Origin of the sequence: Devosia sp. Root413D1, assembly GCF_001425235.1 — a bacterium.
GTDB lineage: Bacteria > Pseudomonadota > Alphaproteobacteria > Rhizobiales > Devosiaceae > Devosia_A.
Map to the genome: position 1 here is coordinate 317,097 of NZ_LMEA01000010.1, position 19,948 is coordinate 337,044.

At 65.5% G+C, this 19,948-nt stretch carries 20 protein-coding genes; 5 read left to right on the forward strand and 15 right to left on the reverse strand.

Features of this window, described 5'->3' with window-relative positions; all coding sequences use genetic code 11:
* Window positions 1-93: 93 nt before the first annotated feature.
* Window positions 94-1,143, reverse strand: a complete 1,050-nt coding sequence (locus ASC89_RS16180; protein WP_197421313.1) for an NAD(P)H-quinone oxidoreductase — start codon at window positions 1,141-1,143, stop codon at window positions 94-96.
* 157 nt (window positions 1,144-1,300) lie between these two features.
* Between ASC89_RS16180 and ASC89_RS16185 the strand changes: the two genes are divergently transcribed.
* The 3 genes from ASC89_RS16185 (at window position 1,301) to ASC89_RS16195 (ending at window position 2,765) form a co-directional block, all read left to right on the forward strand.
* Window positions 1,301-1,486 carry a DUF1192 domain-containing protein gene (locus ASC89_RS16185; protein WP_055883079.1) on the forward strand — a complete coding sequence of 62 codons (186 nt, stop codon included), beginning with the start codon at window positions 1,301-1,303 and terminating at the stop codon, window positions 1,484-1,486.
* Window positions 1,487-1,783: 297 nt separating this feature from the next.
* Window positions 1,784-2,308, forward strand: a complete 525-nt coding sequence (locus ASC89_RS16190) for a DUF1465 family protein (RefSeq protein WP_082528312.1) — start codon at window positions 1,784-1,786, stop codon at window positions 2,306-2,308.
* Between the two features lie 43 nt (window positions 2,309-2,351).
* The gene (locus ASC89_RS16195; RefSeq protein WP_055883081.1) at window positions 2,352-2,765 is read left to right on the forward strand and encodes a GFA family protein; all 414 of its coding nucleotides are present in this window, start codon (window positions 2,352-2,354) and stop codon (window positions 2,763-2,765) included.
* A gap of 193 nt (window positions 2,766-2,958) precedes the next feature.
* Here the strand turns inward: ASC89_RS16195 and rpmE are convergent, their stop codons facing one another.
* The gene (gene rpmE, locus ASC89_RS16200) at window positions 2,959-3,180 is read right to left on the reverse strand and encodes a 50S ribosomal protein L31 (protein ID WP_055046196.1); all 222 of its coding nucleotides are present in this window, start codon (window positions 3,178-3,180) and stop codon (window positions 2,959-2,961) included.
* Between the two features lie 170 nt (window positions 3,181-3,350).
* On the opposite strand from rpmE, the gene ASC89_RS16205 reads away from it, so the two are divergent.
* A complete protein-coding gene (locus tag ASC89_RS16205; protein WP_244488481.1) occupies window positions 3,351-5,195 on the forward strand; it encodes an ABC transporter transmembrane domain-containing protein in 1,845 nt (614 codons plus the stop codon).
* 239 nt (window positions 5,196-5,434) lie between these two features.
* Here ASC89_RS16205 and ASC89_RS16210 read toward each other — a convergent pair whose 3' ends face one another.
* Entirely contained in the window at window positions 5,435-6,427 is a 993-nt protein-coding gene (locus ASC89_RS16210) for an AraC family transcriptional regulator (RefSeq protein ID WP_055999591.1), read from the reverse strand.
* Between the two features lie 59 nt (window positions 6,428-6,486).
* On the opposite strand from ASC89_RS16210, the gene ASC89_RS16215 reads away from it, so the two are divergent.
* On the forward strand, window positions 6,487-7,347 hold the full coding sequence (locus ASC89_RS16215; protein ID WP_055999594.1) for an NAD(P)H-binding protein: 861 nt from the start codon (window positions 6,487-6,489) through the stop codon (window positions 7,345-7,347).
* On the opposite strand, the gene ASC89_RS16220 is transcribed toward ASC89_RS16215, so the two are convergent.
* The 12 genes from ASC89_RS16220 to tkt all read right to left on the reverse strand — a co-directional run bounded on the left by ASC89_RS16220 (window position 7,331) and on the right by tkt (window position 19,773).
* Window positions 7,331-8,356 carry a peptidoglycan -binding protein gene (locus ASC89_RS16220; RefSeq protein WP_055883088.1) on the reverse strand — a complete coding sequence of 342 codons (1,026 nt, stop codon included), beginning with the start codon at window positions 8,354-8,356 and terminating at the stop codon, window positions 7,331-7,333. The genes ASC89_RS16215 and ASC89_RS16220 overlap by 17 nt on opposite strands.
* A complete protein-coding gene (locus ASC89_RS16225; RefSeq protein WP_055883090.1) occupies window positions 8,356-9,351 on the reverse strand; it encodes a hypothetical protein in 996 nt (331 codons plus the stop codon). The genes ASC89_RS16220 and ASC89_RS16225 overlap by 1 nt, the downstream gene beginning before the upstream one ends.
* Before the next feature lie 146 nt (window positions 9,352-9,497).
* The gene (locus tag ASC89_RS16230) at window positions 9,498-10,289 is read right to left on the reverse strand and encodes an inositol monophosphatase family protein (RefSeq protein WP_055883092.1); all 792 of its coding nucleotides are present in this window, start codon (window positions 10,287-10,289) and stop codon (window positions 9,498-9,500) included.
* Window positions 10,290-10,353: 64 nt separating this feature from the next.
* A complete protein-coding gene (locus tag ASC89_RS16235) occupies window positions 10,354-11,463 on the reverse strand; it encodes a tetratricopeptide repeat protein (RefSeq protein WP_055999597.1) in 1,110 nt (369 codons plus the stop codon).
* Window positions 11,460-12,014 (reverse strand): thiamine phosphate synthase, encoded by a 555-nt coding sequence (locus ASC89_RS16240; protein ID WP_055999600.1) that lies wholly within the window; start codon window positions 12,012-12,014, stop codon window positions 11,460-11,462. The genes ASC89_RS16235 and ASC89_RS16240 overlap by 4 nt, the downstream gene beginning before the upstream one ends.
* A gap of 237 nt (window positions 12,015-12,251) precedes the next feature.
* Complete coding sequence (locus tag ASC89_RS16245) at window positions 12,252-13,277, reverse strand: class I fructose-bisphosphate aldolase (RefSeq protein WP_055883098.1); 1,026 nt, start codon at window positions 13,275-13,277, stop codon at window positions 12,252-12,254.
* 108 nt (window positions 13,278-13,385) lie between these two features.
* A complete protein-coding gene (locus tag ASC89_RS16250) occupies window positions 13,386-14,585 on the reverse strand; it encodes a phosphoglycerate kinase (protein ID WP_055883100.1) in 1,200 nt (399 codons plus the stop codon).
* A gap of 70 nt (window positions 14,586-14,655) precedes the next feature.
* Window positions 14,656-14,943 carry a hypothetical protein gene (locus tag ASC89_RS16255; RefSeq protein ID WP_055883102.1) on the reverse strand — a complete coding sequence of 96 codons (288 nt, stop codon included), beginning with the start codon at window positions 14,941-14,943 and terminating at the stop codon, window positions 14,656-14,658.
* A gap of 157 nt (window positions 14,944-15,100) precedes the next feature.
* Window positions 15,101-15,979, reverse strand: a complete 879-nt coding sequence (locus ASC89_RS16260; protein WP_055999603.1) for an outer membrane beta-barrel protein — start codon at window positions 15,977-15,979, stop codon at window positions 15,101-15,103.
* Between the two features lie 188 nt (window positions 15,980-16,167).
* Entirely contained in the window at window positions 16,168-16,719 is a 552-nt protein-coding gene (locus ASC89_RS16265; RefSeq protein ID WP_055883108.1) for a putative glycolipid-binding domain-containing protein, read from the reverse strand.
* Between the two features lie 17 nt (window positions 16,720-16,736).
* Complete coding sequence (gene gap / locus ASC89_RS16270) at window positions 16,737-17,744, reverse strand: type I glyceraldehyde-3-phosphate dehydrogenase (RefSeq protein WP_055883109.1); 1,008 nt, start codon at window positions 17,742-17,744, stop codon at window positions 16,737-16,739.
* Window positions 17,745-17,793: 49 nt separating this feature from the next.
* The gene (tkt, locus tag ASC89_RS16275; protein ID WP_055999606.1) at window positions 17,794-19,773 is read right to left on the reverse strand and encodes a transketolase; all 1,980 of its coding nucleotides are present in this window, start codon (window positions 19,771-19,773) and stop codon (window positions 17,794-17,796) included.
* Window positions 19,774-19,948 lie beyond the last annotated feature (175 nt).

A 19,948-nucleotide genomic window follows, 5' to 3' on the forward strand; every position in this document is an offset into this window, starting at 1 on the left:
AAATCTCTCCTTGAGGCGCGGCCGGGTTCTTCCGGTCCGCCCCGCCTCGTGGTTCATCCTGAGGGGGAATAATGCGCCTATATACCCGCGGGTTCAGGCCGATTCAATCGGATTGTCGCTATCATCAGCAGTCTCGCCCCATGGCGTGACGAGGATCAGCTTGCCGTAATTGCCGGGTTGCTCCAGTTCGACATGACCACGCGCAGCCTCGGCGAGCGGCACAGCCCGGATCCGCGGGCGGACCATGCGGCCATCGGCCAGCGCCGGCCAGGCCGATTTTGCGAGGCTCCGGGCGATCGCCGCCTTCACCTCGCGGCTCTGTGGTCTCAGGGTCGAGCCCGAGAGCGTCAGCTGCTTCATCAGGATCAGGCTGGCATTGATCTCGGATTTCGGACCGGCCAGCGTCGAGACGATGACGATATGGCCGAAGCGGGCCGCGGCGCGGATGTTCTTTTCCAGCGCATCGCCGCCGACGATATCGACGATGCGGTCGGCGCCTTTGCCGCCGGTGATCGACAGCGTCCGGGCGACGAAATCCTCGTTCGAGCGGTCGATGGTCTCGATGGCGCCGAGCGCGCGGGCATAGGCCGCCTTCTCAGGGTCCGAAACGATGGCGATCGGGTGGGCGCCGTGCAGCCGGGCGATCTGGATGGCGGCCCCACCAATACCACCGGCGGCGCCGTGGATCAGCACCTGCATGCCGGCGGTGACACCTGCCCGCATCACCAGCGTCTGCTCGATGGTGAAGAAGGTCTCGGGCAGGGCGGCGCCAGCGAGCATCGACCAGCCGGTGGGAACCGGCAGCACCTGCCCGGATGGGACCGCGACATATTCGGCATAGCCGCCGCCATGGGTCAGCGCCACCACCTGGTCGCCGAGCGACCAGCCGCGCACGCCCCGGCCGATGGCCGCGATCTCACCGCCGACTTCGAGGCCGGGCAGGGGTGAGGCATCGGGCGGTGGGTTGTAGGTGCCGCGGCGCTGGCCGAGATCGGGCGCATTGAGACCAGCGGCCGCAACACGGATTAGCACTTCGCCGGGGCCCGGTTGCGGCACCGGCAAGCGCACCGGCTGCAGTACCTCGGGGCCACCGAACTGGGTGATGGAGATCGCGGTCATTTCGGCGGGGATCGGCATGAGCATAGCTAGGACCATGCGGCGCACGCTGGCAATCGGCTAATCGTCCGGGGGACGTCAGAGGCGACACCCTGGGGACGTCGAGTTGACGCCCTGGGGGAGTCAGGGTTGCACGCTCCGGCAGGAGGGCTAAAATTCGGAAAACCCAAGCCGGGAGAAGATCATGTTCGACGACGACGCAGTCAAAAAACCGAGGGGACACGAGGTCGGCATGCTGATCGACACGATGTCGGTCGAGGAGCTCGAGGAGCGGATCGGTCTGTTGAAGGCCGAGATCGCTCGCCTGGAGCAGGCGATCGCGGCGCGCAACAAGACCCGCTCAGAGGCGGAATCGCTGTTCAAACTGTGAGGCGCCGCCGGGCACCGCGCTGGTGACGGAATGGCAAGGTTAAGAAAGCGAGTCTCGTTAACCTCAAATTAACACATCGCCGTTAACTTAAATCCTATCCAGTTCTCTGGATTTTGCAGAGTGGTTTCTCCCTCTGTTTGACGCCTCCCTGTTAACTTTCGAGAGCCGTTTCGACGGCTCTTTTCTTTTGTCCGGTTCCCATTGGCGCGTTAAGCCAACGGCAAGGGAGGCGGGCGCACAACGGGGTATCCGGCAGCAGGGGCCGGTCGCAATTTTCCGTTACCCGGGCAGCAACGCGTGGACGACAGCAGGCAGAAGCAGAAGCCGGTGGCCATCGGGCCGCGCATCGTCGCGTCGGGTGGGTTCGACATGCTCTATCGCGAGGGCATGGTGCTGATCGAGGAGGTCGCCTCTTATCTCGATGGCGATGGCCGCGCCGAGAGCCGCGGCCTGCCGCGCGAAGCCTCGTTCCTCTACGCTTCCGAGAGCATGCGCCTTACCACCAGGCTGATGCAGCTCGCCTCATGGCTGCTGCTGCAGCGCGCCGTGAACGAAGGCGAACTCACCGCCGAGAACGCCCGCACCGAAAAGGAGAAGGTCCGCTTCTCCGCCACCCCGAGCGATCGCGGCGGCCCGGGCTATGGCGAGCTGCCGCAGCGGCTCCTGGAGTTCATCGCCAAGGGCGACCGGCTGTTCGACCGGGTGCAGCAGTTCGACAAGCTCGAGCGCGGCGGCGTGCCGGAATATGCCCCGAGCGCCGAAGGCGGCATTGCCGACCAGCTGGCGCGTCTCAAGGCAGCGTTTGGCCGCTTGAAGGAATAGGGCGCCAGCCCTTACCATCGGTCGATCTGACCGAGGTGGGATAATGACCGAGACATTGACGGGTGGGTGCCTCTGCGGCGCCGTTCGTTACACCTACCAGGGTGAGGTCGGCGCCGCTGGCTATTGCCACTGCGAGGATTGCCGCCGGGTCTCGGGCAGTGCCTTCGGCGTCAGCGTGCGGGTCGCTGCCGCTGGCTTCAGCGTCAGCAAGGGGATGCCCAGGAGCTTCGTCAAACAGGGTGACAGCGGCCGGCCGGTGGCGCGCTGCTTCTGCGGCGATTGCGGCTCGCCGCTCTACACTTTGCCGCCGCTCCACCCTGAGGTGGTGTTCATCAAGGCCGGCAGCCTCGATGATCCCAGCGTCGTCAAACCCAACCGCCAGGCCTGGACGCGCTCACGCGTCGATTGGGCTGAGATCGATCCGTCGATCACGGCGTATGAGACGAACCGGGTTTGAGCATAGTCGTGGCCCGCACGCTGGCGGATGCTGAAGCGTCCCTATCCGGTTCCGCTTCCCGGTACACCGCTAGCGCAGTCGGCGTGCCCTCCCCCGCAAGCGGGAGAGGGATCCCGACTGCACTGTCCAGGCAGCCTTCAAACAAAAGCCCGGCGCAATGGCCGGGCTTTTGTAGTCGTCGGTGCCGTCAGGCTTAGAAGCCGAGGCCCTTGAACTTGTCCTTGAAGCGGGTGACGCGGCCACCGCGGTCCATCAGGTTGCCCTGCACGCCAGTCCAGGCCGGGTGCGTGGTCGGGTCGATGTCGAGCTGCAGCGTGTCGCCTTCCTTGCCGTAGGTCGAACGGGTCTGGTAGGTCGTGCCGTTGGTCATCGCCACGGTGATCATGTGGTAGTCGGGATGGATGTCGTTCTTCATGGCGCTGCCTCAAATCAAACGGGCGCCACGGCGCCCGGACGAAACGATTAATACGGATTGGCCGGGTTCATAGAGAAAATCCCGCACTAGCGCAAGGGGAAGCCGCGTGTTGTCGCGGGGCTGGCAATTCGGTTGCGGCGCGAGCGCTGCCTGCCTATATCGAGGGCACTTTGAAAAGCACCACGCGCAGCACCACCGGAGCGGCCCCGACCGGCAGGCTCGGCAGCAAGGGCGAGGCCCTGAAGACCGGCCAGCGGGACATCAAGCCGATCCGCCGGCTGATGCCGTTCGTGCTGCGCTATCCGTGGCGCCTGACCTTCACCATCGGTTTCCTGCTGGTCTCGACCCTGTCGTCGCTGGTGATCCCGGCGCTGGCCGGCAAGATCATCGACAAGGGCTTCGTCGAGCAGAACCTGTCGATGGTCGGCCAGTATGGCATGATCGCCATCGGCGTGGCGCTGGTGATGGCGCTGGCAAGCGCCGGGCGCTTCTACTTCATTTCGGTGCTCGGCGAGCGCGTGCTCACGGACCTGCGCCGCAAGGTGTTCGATCACCTGTTGACCCTCGATTCGGCGTTCTTCGACCTGCACCGGGTGGGCGAGCTCACCTCGCGGCTCAACGGCGACGTGGCGACGATCCGCGGCGCCATCGGCACCAGCCTTTCGATCATGCTGCGCGGCGCGGTGACGCTGATCGGCGCGGTGACGCTGATGTTCCTCACCAGCCCTTACCTGGCGCTCACCATCGTCATCGTCGGGCCGGCGATCCTGATCCCGGTGATGCTGTATGCCCGGCGGTTGCGGCGGATGTCGCGCCGCACCCAGGATGCGCTGGCCGACATGTCGGCGATGGCGACCGAGGCGCTGGGCGCCAGCAAGACCATCAAGAGCTTTGTGCAGGAGCCCGAGCAGTCGCGGCTCTACGGCTCGCGCGCCGAGGAATCGTTCGAGGCGGAAGTCAGCCGCGTGGGGGCGCGCGCCGCGCTGCTCGGCGGGCTGCTGTTCCTTTCCACTTCGGCGCTGGTGGTATTGGTCTGGTGGGGCGCCAACGCGGTGTTCACCGGCGTCGTCACTGTCGGCGAGCTGGCCCAGTTCATGATCTACGCGCTGATGGCCAGCAATGCGCTGACCAACCTCTCCGAGATCATGGGCCTGTTGCACACGGTTTCGGGCGCCACCGAACGGCTGGTCGAGATCCTCGACACCGAGCCGGCAATCAAGCCGCCGGCAAACCCGCAGGCCCTGCCGGTGCCGCCGCTGGGCACTGTCGCTTTCGACGATGTCGACTTCGCCTACGAGACCCGCGACAGCGAAGCGGTGATCTCCGGCATGAGCTTTGCGATCGCGCATGGCGAGACGGTGGCGCTGGTCGGCGCCTCGGGGGCCGGCAAGTCGACGCTGTTCGCACTGGTGCAGCGCTTCTACGATGTCACCGCCGGGCGTATCCTGGTTGACGGCATCGATGTGCGTGACGTCGAACCCGAGCAGCTCCGCCGCCGCTTTGCCTATGTCGAGCAGGAGCCGACGATCTTTGCCGGCACCATCGCCGACAATATCCGCTTCGGCCGGCCGGAAGCGACGTTCGCCGAGATCGAGGCGGCCGCCAAGGCGGCACTGGTGCACGACTATGTCGCCGAGCTCAGCAATGGCTACGATTCGATCGTGGGTGAGCGCGGGGTGATGCTGTCGGGCGGCCAGAAGCAGCGGCTGGCGATCGCGCGGGCCTTGCTCAAGGACGCGCCGATCCTGTTGCTGGACGAGGCGACGTCAGCGCTCGATGCCGAGAGCGAGCGGCTGGTGCAGCTGGCGCTGGAGCGTCTGATGACTGGCCGCACGACGCTGGTGATCGCCCACCGCCTCGCCACCATCCGCGACGCCGACCGCATCCTGGTGCTGGAAAAGGGCCGCCTGATCGATCAGGGCACGCACGACCAGCTGGTGCGCAAGGGCGGCAAGTACGCCGAACTGGCCAAGCTGCAGTTCCGCGCCGAGCTGCAGCGCGAAGTGGCGGAATAACCAGATTTGGTGGGCAGGGGGAGAATTTGCACTCCCACAGCTCAAGCGGGGCGTTTACAGCGCCTTGGGCTCACTCATGCCCAGCCTGCCCTTGGTATATCGATAGGCAGGCATGGGGGGAGTCCCTGTTGCGCAACGCTTCGGACCTCGCCCAAAGCTAAGGCGGCGCTTATGCTCGAAGCGGCCGGTGCTGTCAATCGACGCTATTCGGTGAGCTTGAACGCGAAGTGGCCGAGTCGTCAGCCGCTTTGGCGCGGCAGCGTGTTGCGATTGGCGGCGCGCAGCTGGCCGGGCGCGATGTTGCGCACACGCTTGAAGGCCTTGGCGAAGGCGAACTCATTCTCATAGCCCACGCGCGGCGCCACGGCGGCGATACGGTGTCCCTGCTCGAGCAGGCCCGCCGCGACCGTCATCCGCCAGCGCGTGACATAGCTGAGCGGCGCTTCGCCAACCGCCTCGGCAAAGCGCCGGGCGAACACGGCGCGTGACAGCTTTGCCCTCGTGGCCAGCGTGGCGACGGTCCAGGGGTGCGCCGGATCATCGTGGATGGCGCGCAATGCCGGCGCGACCTGCGGATTCTGCAGCGCACCGAACCAGGTGGACGACTGCGAGCGGCGCTGCTCTTCGAGCCAGGTGCGAAGCGTATAGACGAAGATCAGGTCGACCAGCCGGTCGACGACCATCGCCGTACCCGAACCCCGGCTTTCCGCTTCAGCGGCGAGGAGCGAAATGGCGGCCTCAAGACCGGTCCCGTGGGTCTGCTTGCCGGTGAGGTGGACGAGGCTGGGCAGGCCGCGCAGCAGGGGATTGGTCCCTGCAGCGGAGAAGGAATAGGAGCCGCAGAGCAGCACGGTGGTTTCGCCGTCAGTGCCATCAGGGAATTCGATCGCCTCGCCTGGAGCGAGACCGGCGAGGAGGCTCTCGAACTCGACGGCAGGCGTCTGTGGTGTATCACCCAGCGTGTGGCCGGAGCCGTGCGGGAACAGCACGATGTCGCCGGGGCCCAAGGCGACCGGGGTGTCACTGCCATCGACGCGGGCCCAGCAATGGCCGCGGACCACCACATGGAAACCGGCCCGGTGGCTGGTTTGTCCGGCATGCAGGGCCCACGGCGCGCGCAACTCGTTGCGTGAGGAGAGGACGCTGCCCAACTGCACCGCATCCAGCACCTCGCTCAGCACATCGGCACGGGAATCGAGACGTTCGAACATGATATCGAGTGTTTCACCCATCGAAGAGATCGGCCGTGAGCCGTATGTCATGGCGCAGTCAAGGTCAAGGAAAGCTGCAAATGACACGCTCTGTTCTGGTTCTCGGTGCCACCGGCAAATCCGGTCGCCGTCTCGTCCCGTTGCTGAGGGAGCGGGAGGTAAAGGTTCGGGCTGCGAGCCGCCGCGGTATGGCCGGTACGGCCTATTTCGATTGGGACAAGCCTCAGACCTATGAGGCAGCCCTGGCCGGCATCGACGCCGTCTATCTGACGCCGCCGGAGCTTGTGGTGGACCCGACGGGGCACACCGGGCCGTTTCTCGCCGCTGCCGTTCGGGCGGGCGTCGGGCGGATCGTCGCCGTGACGTCGATGGGGGTGGCGTTTCCCAACGAAGGACCGGGAACGGGACGCTATGAGCTCGAACAGCAAGTCATAGCTTCTGGCCTCGAATGGACCATCCTCAGGCCATCGGGCTTCAACCAGAATTTCTCCGAGGATTTCTTTCTTCCCGGCATCCTCGGGGCTGACATGATCGCGACCGCCACCGGCGACGGCGCCGTCGGGTTCGTCGATGCTGAGGATATCGCCGCAGTGGCGGCACCCGCGCTGCTCGACGAGGGGCACGGCGGCAAGATCTATGATGTGACGGGGCCCGAGGCGATGAGTTTTGCCGATGCGGCCGCGATCATTGGGCAGGCCGCCGGACGGGACATCGCGCACCGGAAGATCACCGGTGAAGAGTTCACGCACATCCTGGTAGGGGCGGGGTTGGCGCCGGACTACGCGGCGATCGTCGTCGGCAACCAGTTGGCGATCCGAGACGGATTGGGCTCGGCGATCAGCGATACGGTCCCGCGCCTTACCGGTCGGCCGGCGCGGACATTTGCCGACTATGCTGCGAAAGCGGCGCCGAGCTGGGCGCGGCCTATTCGGTTAGCTTGAACTCGATGCGGCGGTTGCGGCGGTAGGCTTCGTCGCTGTCGCCGGGATCGATGGGCGAGAACTCGCCGAAGCCGGCGGGGACCAGCCGATTGGCCGGGACGCCCTGGGTGATCAGGTACTTCGCCACTGAAATGGCGCGGGCTGCCGAGAGCTCCCAGTTCGAGGGGAATTCGGGCGTGTTGATCGGCCGCTTGTCGGTGTGCCCGTCGATACGCAGCACCCAGTTCACGTCGGCTGGGATCTGCGTCTGCAGCTCCTTGATGGCAGCGCCGAGCTTGGCCAGTTCGGTCTGGCCTTCGGGCGAGATGGCCGCCTCGCCGGCATCGAACAGCACCTCGGACTGGAACACGAAGCGGTCGCCCACCACGCGTACATCGGCCCGGCCTTCCAGCACCTGACGCAGCTTGCCGAAGAAATCCGAGCGGTAACGGCTCAGATCCTGCACGCGCTGCGCCAGCGCCAGGTTGAGCCGGCGGCCGAGATCGGCGATCTGCGTACGGTTCTCGGTGTCGGTGGCCTCGGAGGCCTGCAGCGCCTGTTCCAGTGCGGCGAGCTGGGTGCGGAGCGCCGCGAGCTGCTGGTTGAGCAGCGCCACCTGCGCCGCCGCCTCGCGTGACAGGTCCTGCTGGGCGGTGAGATCGGACTCGAGCTGGGCGATGGTAGCGTCCTTGCCGTCGCCGCCGGCGCCGAGGCCGGCCAGTTGCGCCGCCATCTGGTCACGCTCGGTGGTGGCCGAGGTCAGTGTCGCCGAGAGCGTGGCGATGGTCGATTCCAGGTCGCTCGAGTTCACCTTCTCGAGCTGCAGCAATTCGGTCAGTTCGGCGATCTGGGCGTTGAGCCGGCTCATCGCCGTGTCCTTGCCGCTGATCTCCTGGCCGAGGAAGAACTGGCTCAGCATGAACAGCGAGAGCAGGAAAATGATGACGAGCAATAGGCTCGACAGGGCGTCGACGAAGCCCGGCCAGTAATTGGTGACCTGTGAGCGGCGAGAGCGGGTGGAACTCGCCATCAGTTCGGCCGCCGGTCGGATTCACCCTCGCGCAGCATAGCTTCCATCAGTTCGCGGAGCTTCTTGTTGGTCTCGCCCTGCTGGATGATATGGCCGCGCAGGTCTTCCTGTTCGGCCTTGATGTGCTTGACCAGCCCATCGATGCCGCGGGCCAGCTCGGCCATGGCGCGGATGGCATTCTGCGACGAGCCGGAGTTCTGCAGGGTCGAGCCGAACTGCGCCAGCATCGCCGACATTTCATCGCCGGAGACGCCGAGGCCGGTGGCCTGCATCTGGGTGACGGGGTGGTCGAGCTCGGTCATCGAGGTCATCCAGTCCTCGAGGTCGGTGTAGAAGGCGTTCTGCGCCTGGCTCGCCTGCAGGTCCAGGAAGCCGAGGATCAGCGAGCCGGAAAGGCCGAGCAGCGAGGCGGAGAAAGCGGTGCCCATGCCGCCGAGCGGGGCGGCGAGGCCTTCCTTGAGGTTCGAGAACAGCGTCGCGGTATCGCCGGCCGTGGCGTCGAGCGCCTGGATGGTCGAGGCGACGTGGGTGACGGTCTCGAGCAGGCCGTAAAAGGTGCCGAGCAGGCCGAGAAAAACCAGGAGGCCGGTCAGGTAGCGCGAGGTGTCCTTGGCTTCATCGAGGCGATTGCCGACGGAATCAAGGATCGAGCGCATCGAGGAGGGAGTGATCACCGCCTCGCCAAGCCGATCGCGCAACAGGTTTGCCACCGGAGCCAGCAAGCGCGGCTGCACCGCCGGCATGCGGCCTTCCTGCAGCGCGTTGACCCAGTTGATTTCGGGGAACAGCCGGATCACCTGGCGGAAACTCAGGATGATACCGATGAAAAGCGTCAGCAGAATCAGCGAGTTGATGAAGGGGTTGGCCCAGAAGAAGATCAGCAGCTGGTTGGCGAGGATGGCGGCGACCAGCGCCACCAGCACCAGGAAGATGACGATCTTGACCAGATAGACCGCGGGGCTCGCCAGGCGATACGGGTCGTAAGTTTGCGACATGTCGCGGCCCCATGCTCATGAAATCGGCCTGACAATAGTGCGCTTCGGCGAATCCGCGCAACGGTCGGCAACCCGCCATGCGGGTTAACCCCATGAAATCCCGACAATGCGACTGGAGGGTGACGGGGCTGCGGCCCCGCCGTGGCTCAGTTGACGGCCTTGACGATCTTCAGCAGCTGGCTCTGGATCGTCTCGTTGCCGGCGATGACCTGGCCGTTCCAGACAGAGCCGGTGGTGCCGGCGTAATCCGTCATGGTGCCGCCGGCTTCGCGCAGCATCAGCAAGCCTGGCGCCACGTCCCAGGGGGCGAGGCCGGCTTCCCAGTAGCCGTCGAAGCGGCCGGCAGCGAGCCAGGCCAGATCGGTCGAGGCCGAGCCGGTGCGGCGGATGCCGGAGACGGCGGGCACGACGTGCGCCAGTTGCTTCAGCTGCAGCAGGTCGAGGGCGCGGCCGCGCGAGTTGATGCCGGTGACGACGACGGCGTCGGCCAGGTGCTTGCGGTTGGCGACGCGCAGGCGCTTGCGATCATTCAGCCAGGCACCGCCGCCCTTTTCGGCGGTGAACAGCTCTTCCATCGCCGGGTTGTAGATCACCGAAGCGACGATCTCGTTGTTGCGCTCGAGCGCGATGGCGCAGGCGAACATCGGAATACCGTGGAGGAAATTGGTGGTGCCGTCCAGCGGGTCGACGATCCAGCGGTGCTGGCCGTCGCTGCCCTTCACCTCGGTGCCTTCCTCGCCGAGGAAGGAGTAGGTCGGGCGGGCCTTCTGCAACTCGTTGAAGACGATCTCTTCGGCGCGTTTGTCGGCGTTGGAGACGAAATCGGCCGGGCCCTTTACGGAGACCTGCAGGTTCTCGACCTCACCGAAATCCTTGGCGAGCGAGCGGCCGGCTTTGGTAGCGGCCTGGACCATAACGTTGAGAAGCGCCGAGCGCATGGGGGAAACTCCGCGCGAGAAACTGGAAACGTGGGAAGGGCCGCTATGTGCCCGAGAACGCCGTTCAGTTCAAGGGCGTCTCGGTCGGCGCAGGCGTCGGGGTGGTGTTCGCCGCGACCTTGGTCGGTGGCAGCGACGGCCAGAAGCGGGCGCGTTCCTCGGCGCGGGTTAGCTGGTCGGGCTTGATCGTGGCCAGCAGCTTGTCGAGTTGCGGGTCTTTCAGCCCCTGTCGCCGCGCCAGCGCGCGGTACATGGCAGCGTCCTCGAGATTGGCAGTCACGCCTTCGCCGGCAGCCAGCAGCTTGGCATAGCGGTTCTGCGCCACCGGGTTGCCGCCATCGGCGGCGCGCGCATACCAGCTGGCGGCTGTCGCACGATCCGCCGGTACGCCTTTGCCGAGATAGAGAATGGTGGCGTACTCAACCTGCGCCGCGGCCAGCCCGTCCTCGGCGGCAAGCCGGAACTGCTCGGCGGCGGCCTTGGCGTCGGGGGCGATGCCAGCGCCTTCCGCCAGCATGCCGGCATAGTCGTAGCGGGCTTCGGTAATGCCGGAATTGGCGGCTTCGCCGATCAGCTCGGCGGCCTTGGTGAGGCTGGGCTCGGCATAGACGCCTTCGACATGCAGCAGCCCCAGATTGTACTTGGCCGGCATATTGCCCGCGTCGGCCGCGGTCTTGAACAGTTCGGCGGCCCGTTTGCGATCCTTCGCGACGCCGCTGCCCTGCTGGTACAGCATGCCGAGCTCGAAGGTGGCGAGCGCATCGCCATGCGCGCTGGCCATGCCGTACCAACTGGCAGCGGCGGCGAAATCCTCGGGTACGCCTAGGCCCTTGGCATAGATTTCGGCAATCAGCGTCTGCGCGTGCGCGTCGCCCTTTTCGGCACGCGGCAGCGCCAGGTCGAGCGCGGTGAGGAAGTAGCCGCGCTGGTAGGCGCCATAGGCCGGGTCGACCCGCTCGCCGAAGATGGAATCGCTGATGGTCAGGGCGTCGGGAGCCGGCTGGTTCAGGAACTCCTCGGGCACCGGCCCGATCGGCAGGTCTTCCATGCCCAGATTGTCGGGGAACTGCATGTCCTTGGGACGCAGGTCCTCGAAATCGGTGCGGCCGGCCTGCGCCAGCGCCGGCAGCGCCAGGCCGGCAAGCAGCAGCGCATAGCCCAGGCGGCGCATCATTTTGCCGGCTCCGACACCGTCAGCGGCAGGCCGATGAACTCGCAATCGCCGGCATCGTAGTTGGCGGGGCCGGCTTCAGGGTCTGACAGCACGCTGGGGATCTCCATGGTCTCAGCCCACCACTGCGCCATTTCGCGCTCCGCGGCGGATATGGAACCGGAAAGCGGCCCAAATAGGATGTAGTCGACCCCCGCCTCGCCTTTCAGCATGGCGTCGTCGCGCGAGTGGATGTCGCCGGCCCCGACGATCAGTTTCGGCTTCAGCGCCGCAATCGCTTCCCGCACCGCCTCGATGCCACCGGGGACGTGGAGGCCGTCAGCGCCGAGCAGGCGCACCAGTCCGGGTTCGCCCTCGACCAGCACCGCGGCGCCCCTGGCCTGCGCCAGCGGCACGATGCGCTTGGCGAGATCCTTGTAGGCGTTCTCAGCCAGGTTGCCGCGCGGCAGCAGCAGGGCGGCGACATCGTCGCGCTCCAGCGTGGCGGTCAGCGCCGCAACGAGCTGGTCGGATGGAGTATCGGTGGGTGCGATAAGGAAGATTTCGGCTGACATGGCGGTGTTATAGCGGCCCCATCGCCGATGTGGAGCCGGATTCTGGCCGCAACTGGGCAAGGGTTACCGAGCCGAAAAGAAAGCGGGGTTCGCAGCGCCAGGTTCGCTGCAAAAGAAAGGGGCGCCAAGGCGCCCCGGTCCCCGCAAAAGAAAGGGGCGCGTAGAACGCGCCCCAGTCGTCGGGAAGTTCGTTCTGGAGGTCGAGGCATTCACCGTTCCACGGCGAATGCTCGGGGGTCAGGCCGCGAGATCGAGTTCGGGCTTGTACTGGCCGAGCGCCGCCAGGGCGTTCATTTTGGCGCGGTGGGTGAAGGCCTGCTGCGCCGCTTTGACGTTCTGGTCTTCGCCGTTCCAGGTCACCAGCGCCGACGTCTGCAGCGCCCGGCCGTAGGAGAAGGTAAGAGCCCAGGGCAGGCCGCCAAGCTGGTTCATCGCCGACAGGTGCGCCGTCGCCTCTTCATCGGACTGGCCGCCCGAGAGGAAGGCGATACCCGGCACGGCGGCGGGGACGAAGCGGCGGAGCGTTTCGACGGTGCGCTGCGCCACTTCCTCAGTGCTGACACGGTCGCGCGAGCGGAGGCCGGGGGTCACCATGTTGGGCTTGAGCAGCATGCCCGAGAGGTCGACGCCGGCGAGCCGCAGTTCCTTGAATACCGCCTCGAGCGTCTCGCCGGTGACATCCTCGCAGCGCTGGACCGAGTGATCGCCCGGATCGCCATCGGCCAGAACTTCGGGCTCGACCACCGGCACGATGCCGGCTTCCTGGCAATACATGGCGTAGCGGGCCAGCGCGTGGGCGTTGGCGCGGATGCCGTTGCGCGAGGGGGCGTAGGAGGTGATGGCGATGACGCCGCGCCACTTGGCGAAGCCGGCGCCGAGCTTGGCGTAATGGGCGAGCCGCTGGCGCAGCCCATCGAGCCCCTCGGTGATCTTTTCGTCCTTGCTGCCAGGCATCGGCAGCGCGCCGCGGTCGACCTTGATGCCGGGGATCACGTCGGTGGCGGCGAACAGGTCGCGGAAGGGCGTGCCGTCCTTGGCCTTCTGCTCCAGCGTCTCCTCGGTGAGGATGACGCCCGAGATGTAATGGGTCATCGCGTCGGTGGAGCGGAACAGCATCTCGCGATAGTCGCGGCGAGTTTCCAGCGTCACCGGCAGGCCGATCAGCGCAAAGCGCTTGGCGATGGTGCCTTCGGATTCATCAGCGGCAAGGATGCCCTTGCCGCTGGCGACGAGCTTTTTGGCGATTGCATTGAGCGAGGCCATGGGCGGGAGGGTCTCCGTTTGTGCAATGGAGGCACAATGCCAGACCCGCCCGCGCAGTTCGATTGGACGTTCAGGTATTAGACGTTCGTCATCAGACGAAAGAGGGGATCAGCGCTTCAGCGCCTCGACGCCGGGCAGGGGCTTGCCTTCCATCCATTCGAGGAAGGCGCCGCCGGCGGTGGAGACATAGGTGAACTGGTCCTTCACCCCGGCATGGGCGAGGGCGGAGACGGTGTCGCCGCCGCCGGCCACCGAAACCACCTTGCCGGCCTTGGTGCGGGCCGCAACATATTGCGCGATCTCGACCGTGCCGTGGTCGAAGGGCTGCAGCTCGAAGGCGCCGAGCGGGCCGTTCCAGACGATGGTCTTAGCCTCATCGATGGCGCCTTTGATGCGCTCGATCGAGCCCGGGCCGACGTCGAGGATCATGCCCTCGGGATCCATCGAATCGACACCGTAGAAGCGGTGTGGCGCGTTGGCCTCGAAATGCCAGGCCACGGTGGCGTCGATCGGCAGGATAATGGCGCAGTGCGCCGCTTCCGCCTTGTCGCGGATATCGTTGGCCGTTTCCGCCAGGTCCTTTTCGGCCAGCGACTTGCCGACGCCGAGCCCCCCGGCATGGAGGAAGGTGTTGGCCATGGCGCCGCCGATCACCAGCCCGTCGACCTTCTTGATCAGGTTGCCCAGCAGGTCGAGCTTGGTCGACACCTTGGCGCCGCCGACGATGGCGATCACCGGGCGTTCGGGGTTGCCGAGGCCGGCCTCAAGCGCCTTCAGTTCGGCCTCCATGGCGCGACCGGCGGCCGAGGGCAAGAGGTGAGCGATCGCCTCGGTCGAGGCGTGGGCGCGGTGCGCGGCGGAGAAGGCATCGTTGACGAAGATGTCGCCAAGCTCGGCCATGCGGGCGGCCAGCGCCGGATCGTTGTCTTCTTCGCCCGGATGGAAGCGGGTGTTCTCGAGCACGAGGATCGAGCCTGGAGGGGCCTCGTCGATCGCCTGCTTCGCCTTGGTCACATCGGTCCAGTCGGTGGCGATGAAGCCCACCGGGTGGCCGGTCTCGTCGGCGACGGCGGGCACCACCAGCTCGAGCGAGAATTCCGGGTCGACCTTGCCCTTGGGGCGGCCGAAATGGCTGAGGATGATGGCCTTGCCGTCGACCTTGATGATTTCGCGGATGGTCGGCACCAGCCGCTCGATGCGGGTGGCGTCCGTCACCTTGCCGTCGGCGACCGGCACGTTGAGGTCGGCACGCACCAGCACGCGCTTACCCGAAAGGTCGAAATCGTCGAGGGTCTTGAAAGCCGGCATGGGACGCATCCGCTGCTAGGGAGAGGTGCCGCTGCTATAGCAAGGATTGCAGCAAGGGCAACAGCGGAGGTCAGAGGCCGACGAGACCCGCGAGGGTGCCCGACAGCGCAAACAGCAGCGCGCCGATGCCGATATGGCGCACCGCGAAGTAGAGGTTGGTGTTGAAGGTGAAGCGGGCAAAGCCCTCGCTCGGCCAGTGCCGCGGCCCGATGCGGCGACGCAGCGCCCGGTCGGCCAGCACCACATAGAGCCCGAAGGCCGCCAGCGGGATCAGGAACCAGGCTGCATCGTGGCGGGCGCCCAGGGCGAGGCTCCCCACGACATTGGCGACAACGAGAAGCCGTTCGATATCACGCACCGGCCGATCTCCGGATCAGGGATCAACTGGTCATGGACAATAGCGCACCGACATAACGCTTTGGCGACGAAGAGGTTAACCGTGGATGACAGTTAGCTTGGCCAAAAAGAATGGGCGCCCGGTGGGGCGCCCTTGGTGCAGCGGACGTGCGTTGCGGTCAAAAGCCGCTGAATGTCTCGAGGAAACCGTTCCCGCCCTGCACCGGACGAAGCGAAGCACCGCTGCGATCGCGATCGAGCAGCGAGTCCTCGCCGAGTGCGAAACGAGCGCCCACCAGGAAGCGGTGATTGCCGACCGTGGCGTCATCGCTCATCAGTGCTTCGGCTGAGGTAGTCGAATAATCGTATTTCGCGAACAGCGAGATGGGGAGCGACTCGAGCTTGTATTCGACACCGGCGCCGATGGTCACGGTGTCAAACGTCGCCGACAGGATCTCGAAATCCAGCGTGTTGAAGCCGGCGCGAGCTTCGATCCGCAGGTTGGGTGTCAGGAAGTAGCGCACCTCGGCGTTGGCGAACCAGCCGTTGAGGCCGATCGACGTGGGACTGTTGCTGCTGAGGTCGAACTGCTGCATGCCGGCCTGGCCGTACAGTGTCAGGTTGTCGAAGTACACCTGGGCTTCGCCGCCGACATAGGCGCGGTCGATAGTGCCTTCGCTCGCCGAGTTGTAGCTCAGGTCGTCGCGGCCGATCTGCACGAAACCACCCACGAGGAACTTGTCGGCCTCGCGGTAAAAGCCGTGCAGTGCCCCATCAAAGCTGTTCGTCGTGATGTCGTCGCCAGAGTCGTCGAGCGTGCGCGAGGTGAACTGGACGTCGCCCTGGATGCCGAGCACCGGGGTGAGCATGATCGAGCCACTGAGCAGCGCTTCAAGGGCATAGCCATCGAGGTTGAAGGTGTCGCTTCCGGTGTCGATCTCCGTGCCAGCCGGCCCGGCGCCAATCGAAATGAAGCCGGTGGGGTCGGCCAAGGCCGGAGTGGCAAAAGGAGCCGCGAGCAACAGCGTGGCGCCAAGTGCTATGACCTGGGTCTTCATATCGTTCTCCGATGTGGTCGCAGCTGCTGGCTGCACGAGGCTGGCGTCCGAGCCGATCCCCAAGATCAGCCTTAGCAATGAATCAGACGTGCCATATTTATGCGTTGGCGTCGTAACGGCGACAAGTGCAGCGGTGCCACAAGCGTGGACAAATCGTTGAAATTACAATCGTTCTGGTTGAGCAGTTATTATCGGATCAGACGCGCGAACAGCGTCGGATAGTCCACCACGAACCCGTCTTCGTCCACCGTCAGCACCTGCTCGAAGCTGCCATCGGCGGCCTGGTAGCGGTAATGGGTGGGATCGAGCCGGGTGTAGATCTGGCCGTCGCGGAACGGTTCCAGGCTGTCGAGCGGCACCCAGGCCATGGCGAATTGCTGCGGCACGCCATCGGTAAACTTCGCGCGACGGATCGGCAGGGTGTTGGTGAAGGGCGTGCCGGAGACGTCGATATCGACGCAGCCTTCGAGCCCGGGGGCGCGCTGGCCGTTGACCTTCCAGTCGCCCAGCCCGTTCGAGTTGAGCCGCAGCACGCGGCCATCCTGGAGGCGGAGGGTGAGGGAGCGGAAGGTCCAGTCGAGGGCGAGCTGGATGTCGTACTGGGCGCCGTAGGCGAAGCCTTCGAACTCGCCGATCAGCACGCTGCGGACATTGATGCCGTCGGGGCTTTCCCAGATACGGCAGTGCTCGAGCCCGACCTCACCGACTGGCTGCCAGCGGAGGTCGAGCTCGAGAGGCACTTAGAGGGTCTTGTTTGTCACAGAGTTTTGGCGAACACGGCCGTGATGTCGGCCATGCGGTTCGAGAAGCCCCACTCGTTGTCGTACCAACCCATGATGTTGACGAAGTTATCGCCAATCACCTTGGTCTGGTCGAGCAGGATCGTGCACGAATGCGGATCGTGGTTGAGGTCGCTCGACACCAGCGGATGGGTGGTGAAGGTCATGATGCCCTTGAGCGGGCCGTTGGCGGCGGCGATCAGCGCGTCGTTGACTTCCTGCGGCGTCGTATTGCGCTTGGCGAGGAACTTCAGATCGACCAGCGAGACGTTCGGGGTCGGCACGCGGACCGAGATACCGTCCAGCTTGCCCTTCAGCTCGGGCAGCACGAGGCCAATCGCCTTGGCGGCGCCGGTCGAGGTCGGGATCTGGCTCAGCGCCGCAGCGCGGCCGCGGTAGAGATCCTTGTGCATGGTGTCGAGCGTCGGCTGGTCGCCGGTGTAGCTGTGCACCGTGGTCATCATGCCCTTCTCGATGCCGACCAGGTCATTCATGATCTTGGCCATCGGGGCGAGGCAGTTGGTGGTGCACGAGCCGTTCGAGATCACCACGTGCTCCTTGCCGAGCAGGGCGTGGTTGATGCCGTAGACGACGGTCAGGTCGGCGTTCTCGGCCGGGGCCGAGACGATCACCTTCTTGGCGCCGGCGGTGAGGTGTGCGGCGGCCTTGTCGCGGCTGGTGAAGATGCCGGTGCACTCGAGCACGATCTCGACACCCAGCTCCTTGTGCGGCAGCTGCGCCGGATCCTTGACCGCGGTCACCTTGAACTTCTGGTTGCCGGCGGTGATCACATCGCCTTCGACCTTCACTTCATACGGGAACTTGCCGTGCACGCTGTCATAGCGCAGCAGGTGGGCGTTGGTTTCGACCGGACCAAGATCGTTGACGGCGACGACCTCGATGTCGTTGCGACCGCTTTCGACGATGGAGCGCAGGATATTGCGACCGATGCGGCCAAAGCCATTGATTGCGACGCGTACAGCCATGATGGCTCCTTCAGGGACTTCTAGGGAGGAGAGAAGAAGAGCGCGGTTCTTACAACTGCGCCATGACGGCTTCAACTATCGCTTTCGACGTAATGCCAAAGTGCTCATACAGCGCTTCGGCCGGCGCGCTGGCGCCGAACGAGTGCATGCCGATGAACCGGCCCTTGTCGCCGAGCAGCTTCAGCCAGCTCATCTCGATGCCGGCTTCGATCGCCACCTTGGCCTTGGGTTTGCCGATCACGCTGTCGCGGTATTCCTGCGACTGGGCGTAGAACAGCTCCTGGCTGGGGACCGAGACGACCTTGGCCGAAATGCCCTGTGCCTTCAGCAGCTCGAGGCTCTGCACGGCGATGGTGACTTCCGAGCCGGTGGCGAAGATCACCGCATCGGCGTTCTGATCGCCGGCAATGACATAGGCGCCCTTGGCCGACGGATTGCCGGTGACGGTTTCGGTGCGCAACGCCGGCAGGTTCTGGCGGCTGAGGGCCAGGATCGAGGGCTGCTCGGCTTCGATGGCGAGCTGCCAGCATTCGAGCGTTTCGACCGCATCGGCCGGGCGGAAGACCAGCAGGTTCGGAATGGCGCGCAGCGTCGAGAGATGCTCGACCGGCTGATGGGTCGGGCCGTCTTCGCCCAGCCCGATCGAGTCATGGGTCATCACGTAGATGACCTTCTGGCTCATGATCGCCGAGAGACGGATGGCCGGGCGGGCATAGTCGGTGAACACCAGGAAGGTGCCGCCATAGGGGATGAGGCCCTTATGCAGCGCGATGCCGTTCATCGCCGCCGCCATCTCGTGCTCGCGGATGCCGTAGCGCATGTAGCGGCCGGCGCGGTCGGTGGCGGTGAAGGGCAGCGTCTCGGGCGTGTTGGTAAGGTTCGAGCCGGTGAGGTCGGCCGAGCCGCCGATGGTCTCGGGCAGCACCTTGTTGATCACCTCGAGCGCCAACTGGCTCGACTTGCGGGTCGCGACCTTCGGCTTGTCGGCAACCAGCTTGGCCTTGAACGTCTCGATGGTCTCGTTCCAGTTCGCCGGCAGCTTACCGGCGATACGGCGCTCGAACTCGGCGCGCAACTCGGGCTTGGCCGCAGCGAGGCGGCCTTCCCAATCGCCGCGGGCGTTCTCGGAGCGGGTGCCGGCGGCGCGCCAGGCATTGAGCGTGTGGCTCGGGATTTCGAACGCCGGGTAGTCGATGCCGAGCTGCTGCTTGGCGCCAGCGAGTTCGGCCGCACCGAGCGGCGAGCCGTGCACGCCGTGCGAGTCGGCCTTGGTCGGGGCGCCGAAGCCGATAATGGTCTTGGCGGCGATCAGGGTCGGCTTGTCCGTCGACTTCTTGGCGTCGAGCAAGGCCTTTTCGACCTGGGCCTGGTCGAGGCCGTCGATCTCGATGGTGTTCCAGCCACACGCCTTGAAGCGGGCGATCTGGTCGGTCGAGTCGGCGTTGGAGACGCGGCCGTCGATGGTGATGTTGTTGTTGTCCCAGATCACCACGAGCTTGTTGAGCTTCAGGTGCCCGGCGAGCGAGATCGCTTCCTGGCTCACGCCTTCCATCAGGCAGCCGTCACCGGCGATCACCCAGGTGTAGTGGTCGACGAGGTCGGAGCCGAACTCGGCGGCGAGCTTGGCTTCGGCAACGGCGAAGCCGACCGAGTTGGCAATGCCCTGGCCGAGCGGACCGGTGGTGGTCTCGATGCCGGGGGCAAAGTGGTATTCCGGGTGGCCGGCGGTCTTGGAACCAAGCTGGCGGAATTGCTTCAGCTGATCGATCGTCATGTCCTCGTAGCCCAGGAGGTAGAGCGATGCGTAGAGCAGCATGGAGCCGTGGCCGGCCGATAGAATGAAGCGATCGCGATCGGCCCACCAGGGGTTCTTCGGATCGAACTTCATCACCTTGGTGAACAGCACCGTGGCGATGTCGGCCACGCCCATCGGCAGGCCGGGGTGACCGGAATTAGCTTTCTCCACCGCATCCATGGCGAGGGAACGGATGGCATTGGCCATCTCATTGGCTTGGGCGGAGTTGGTCATCAGGGTGCTCTCGGCTAAGGGACAGAAGCCCGGAAATCCGGGCGCCTCGAACCCTCCTGCCGAGGCGGGTTGACGCTTAGCAGGTTCCTTTGACCTGTCAATGTCGCCTCCCGGAGGGGGGCGTTGCCATGCCGCGCTAGCTTTGCGCTATAGTGACAAGTGGAATCGCCCTTTT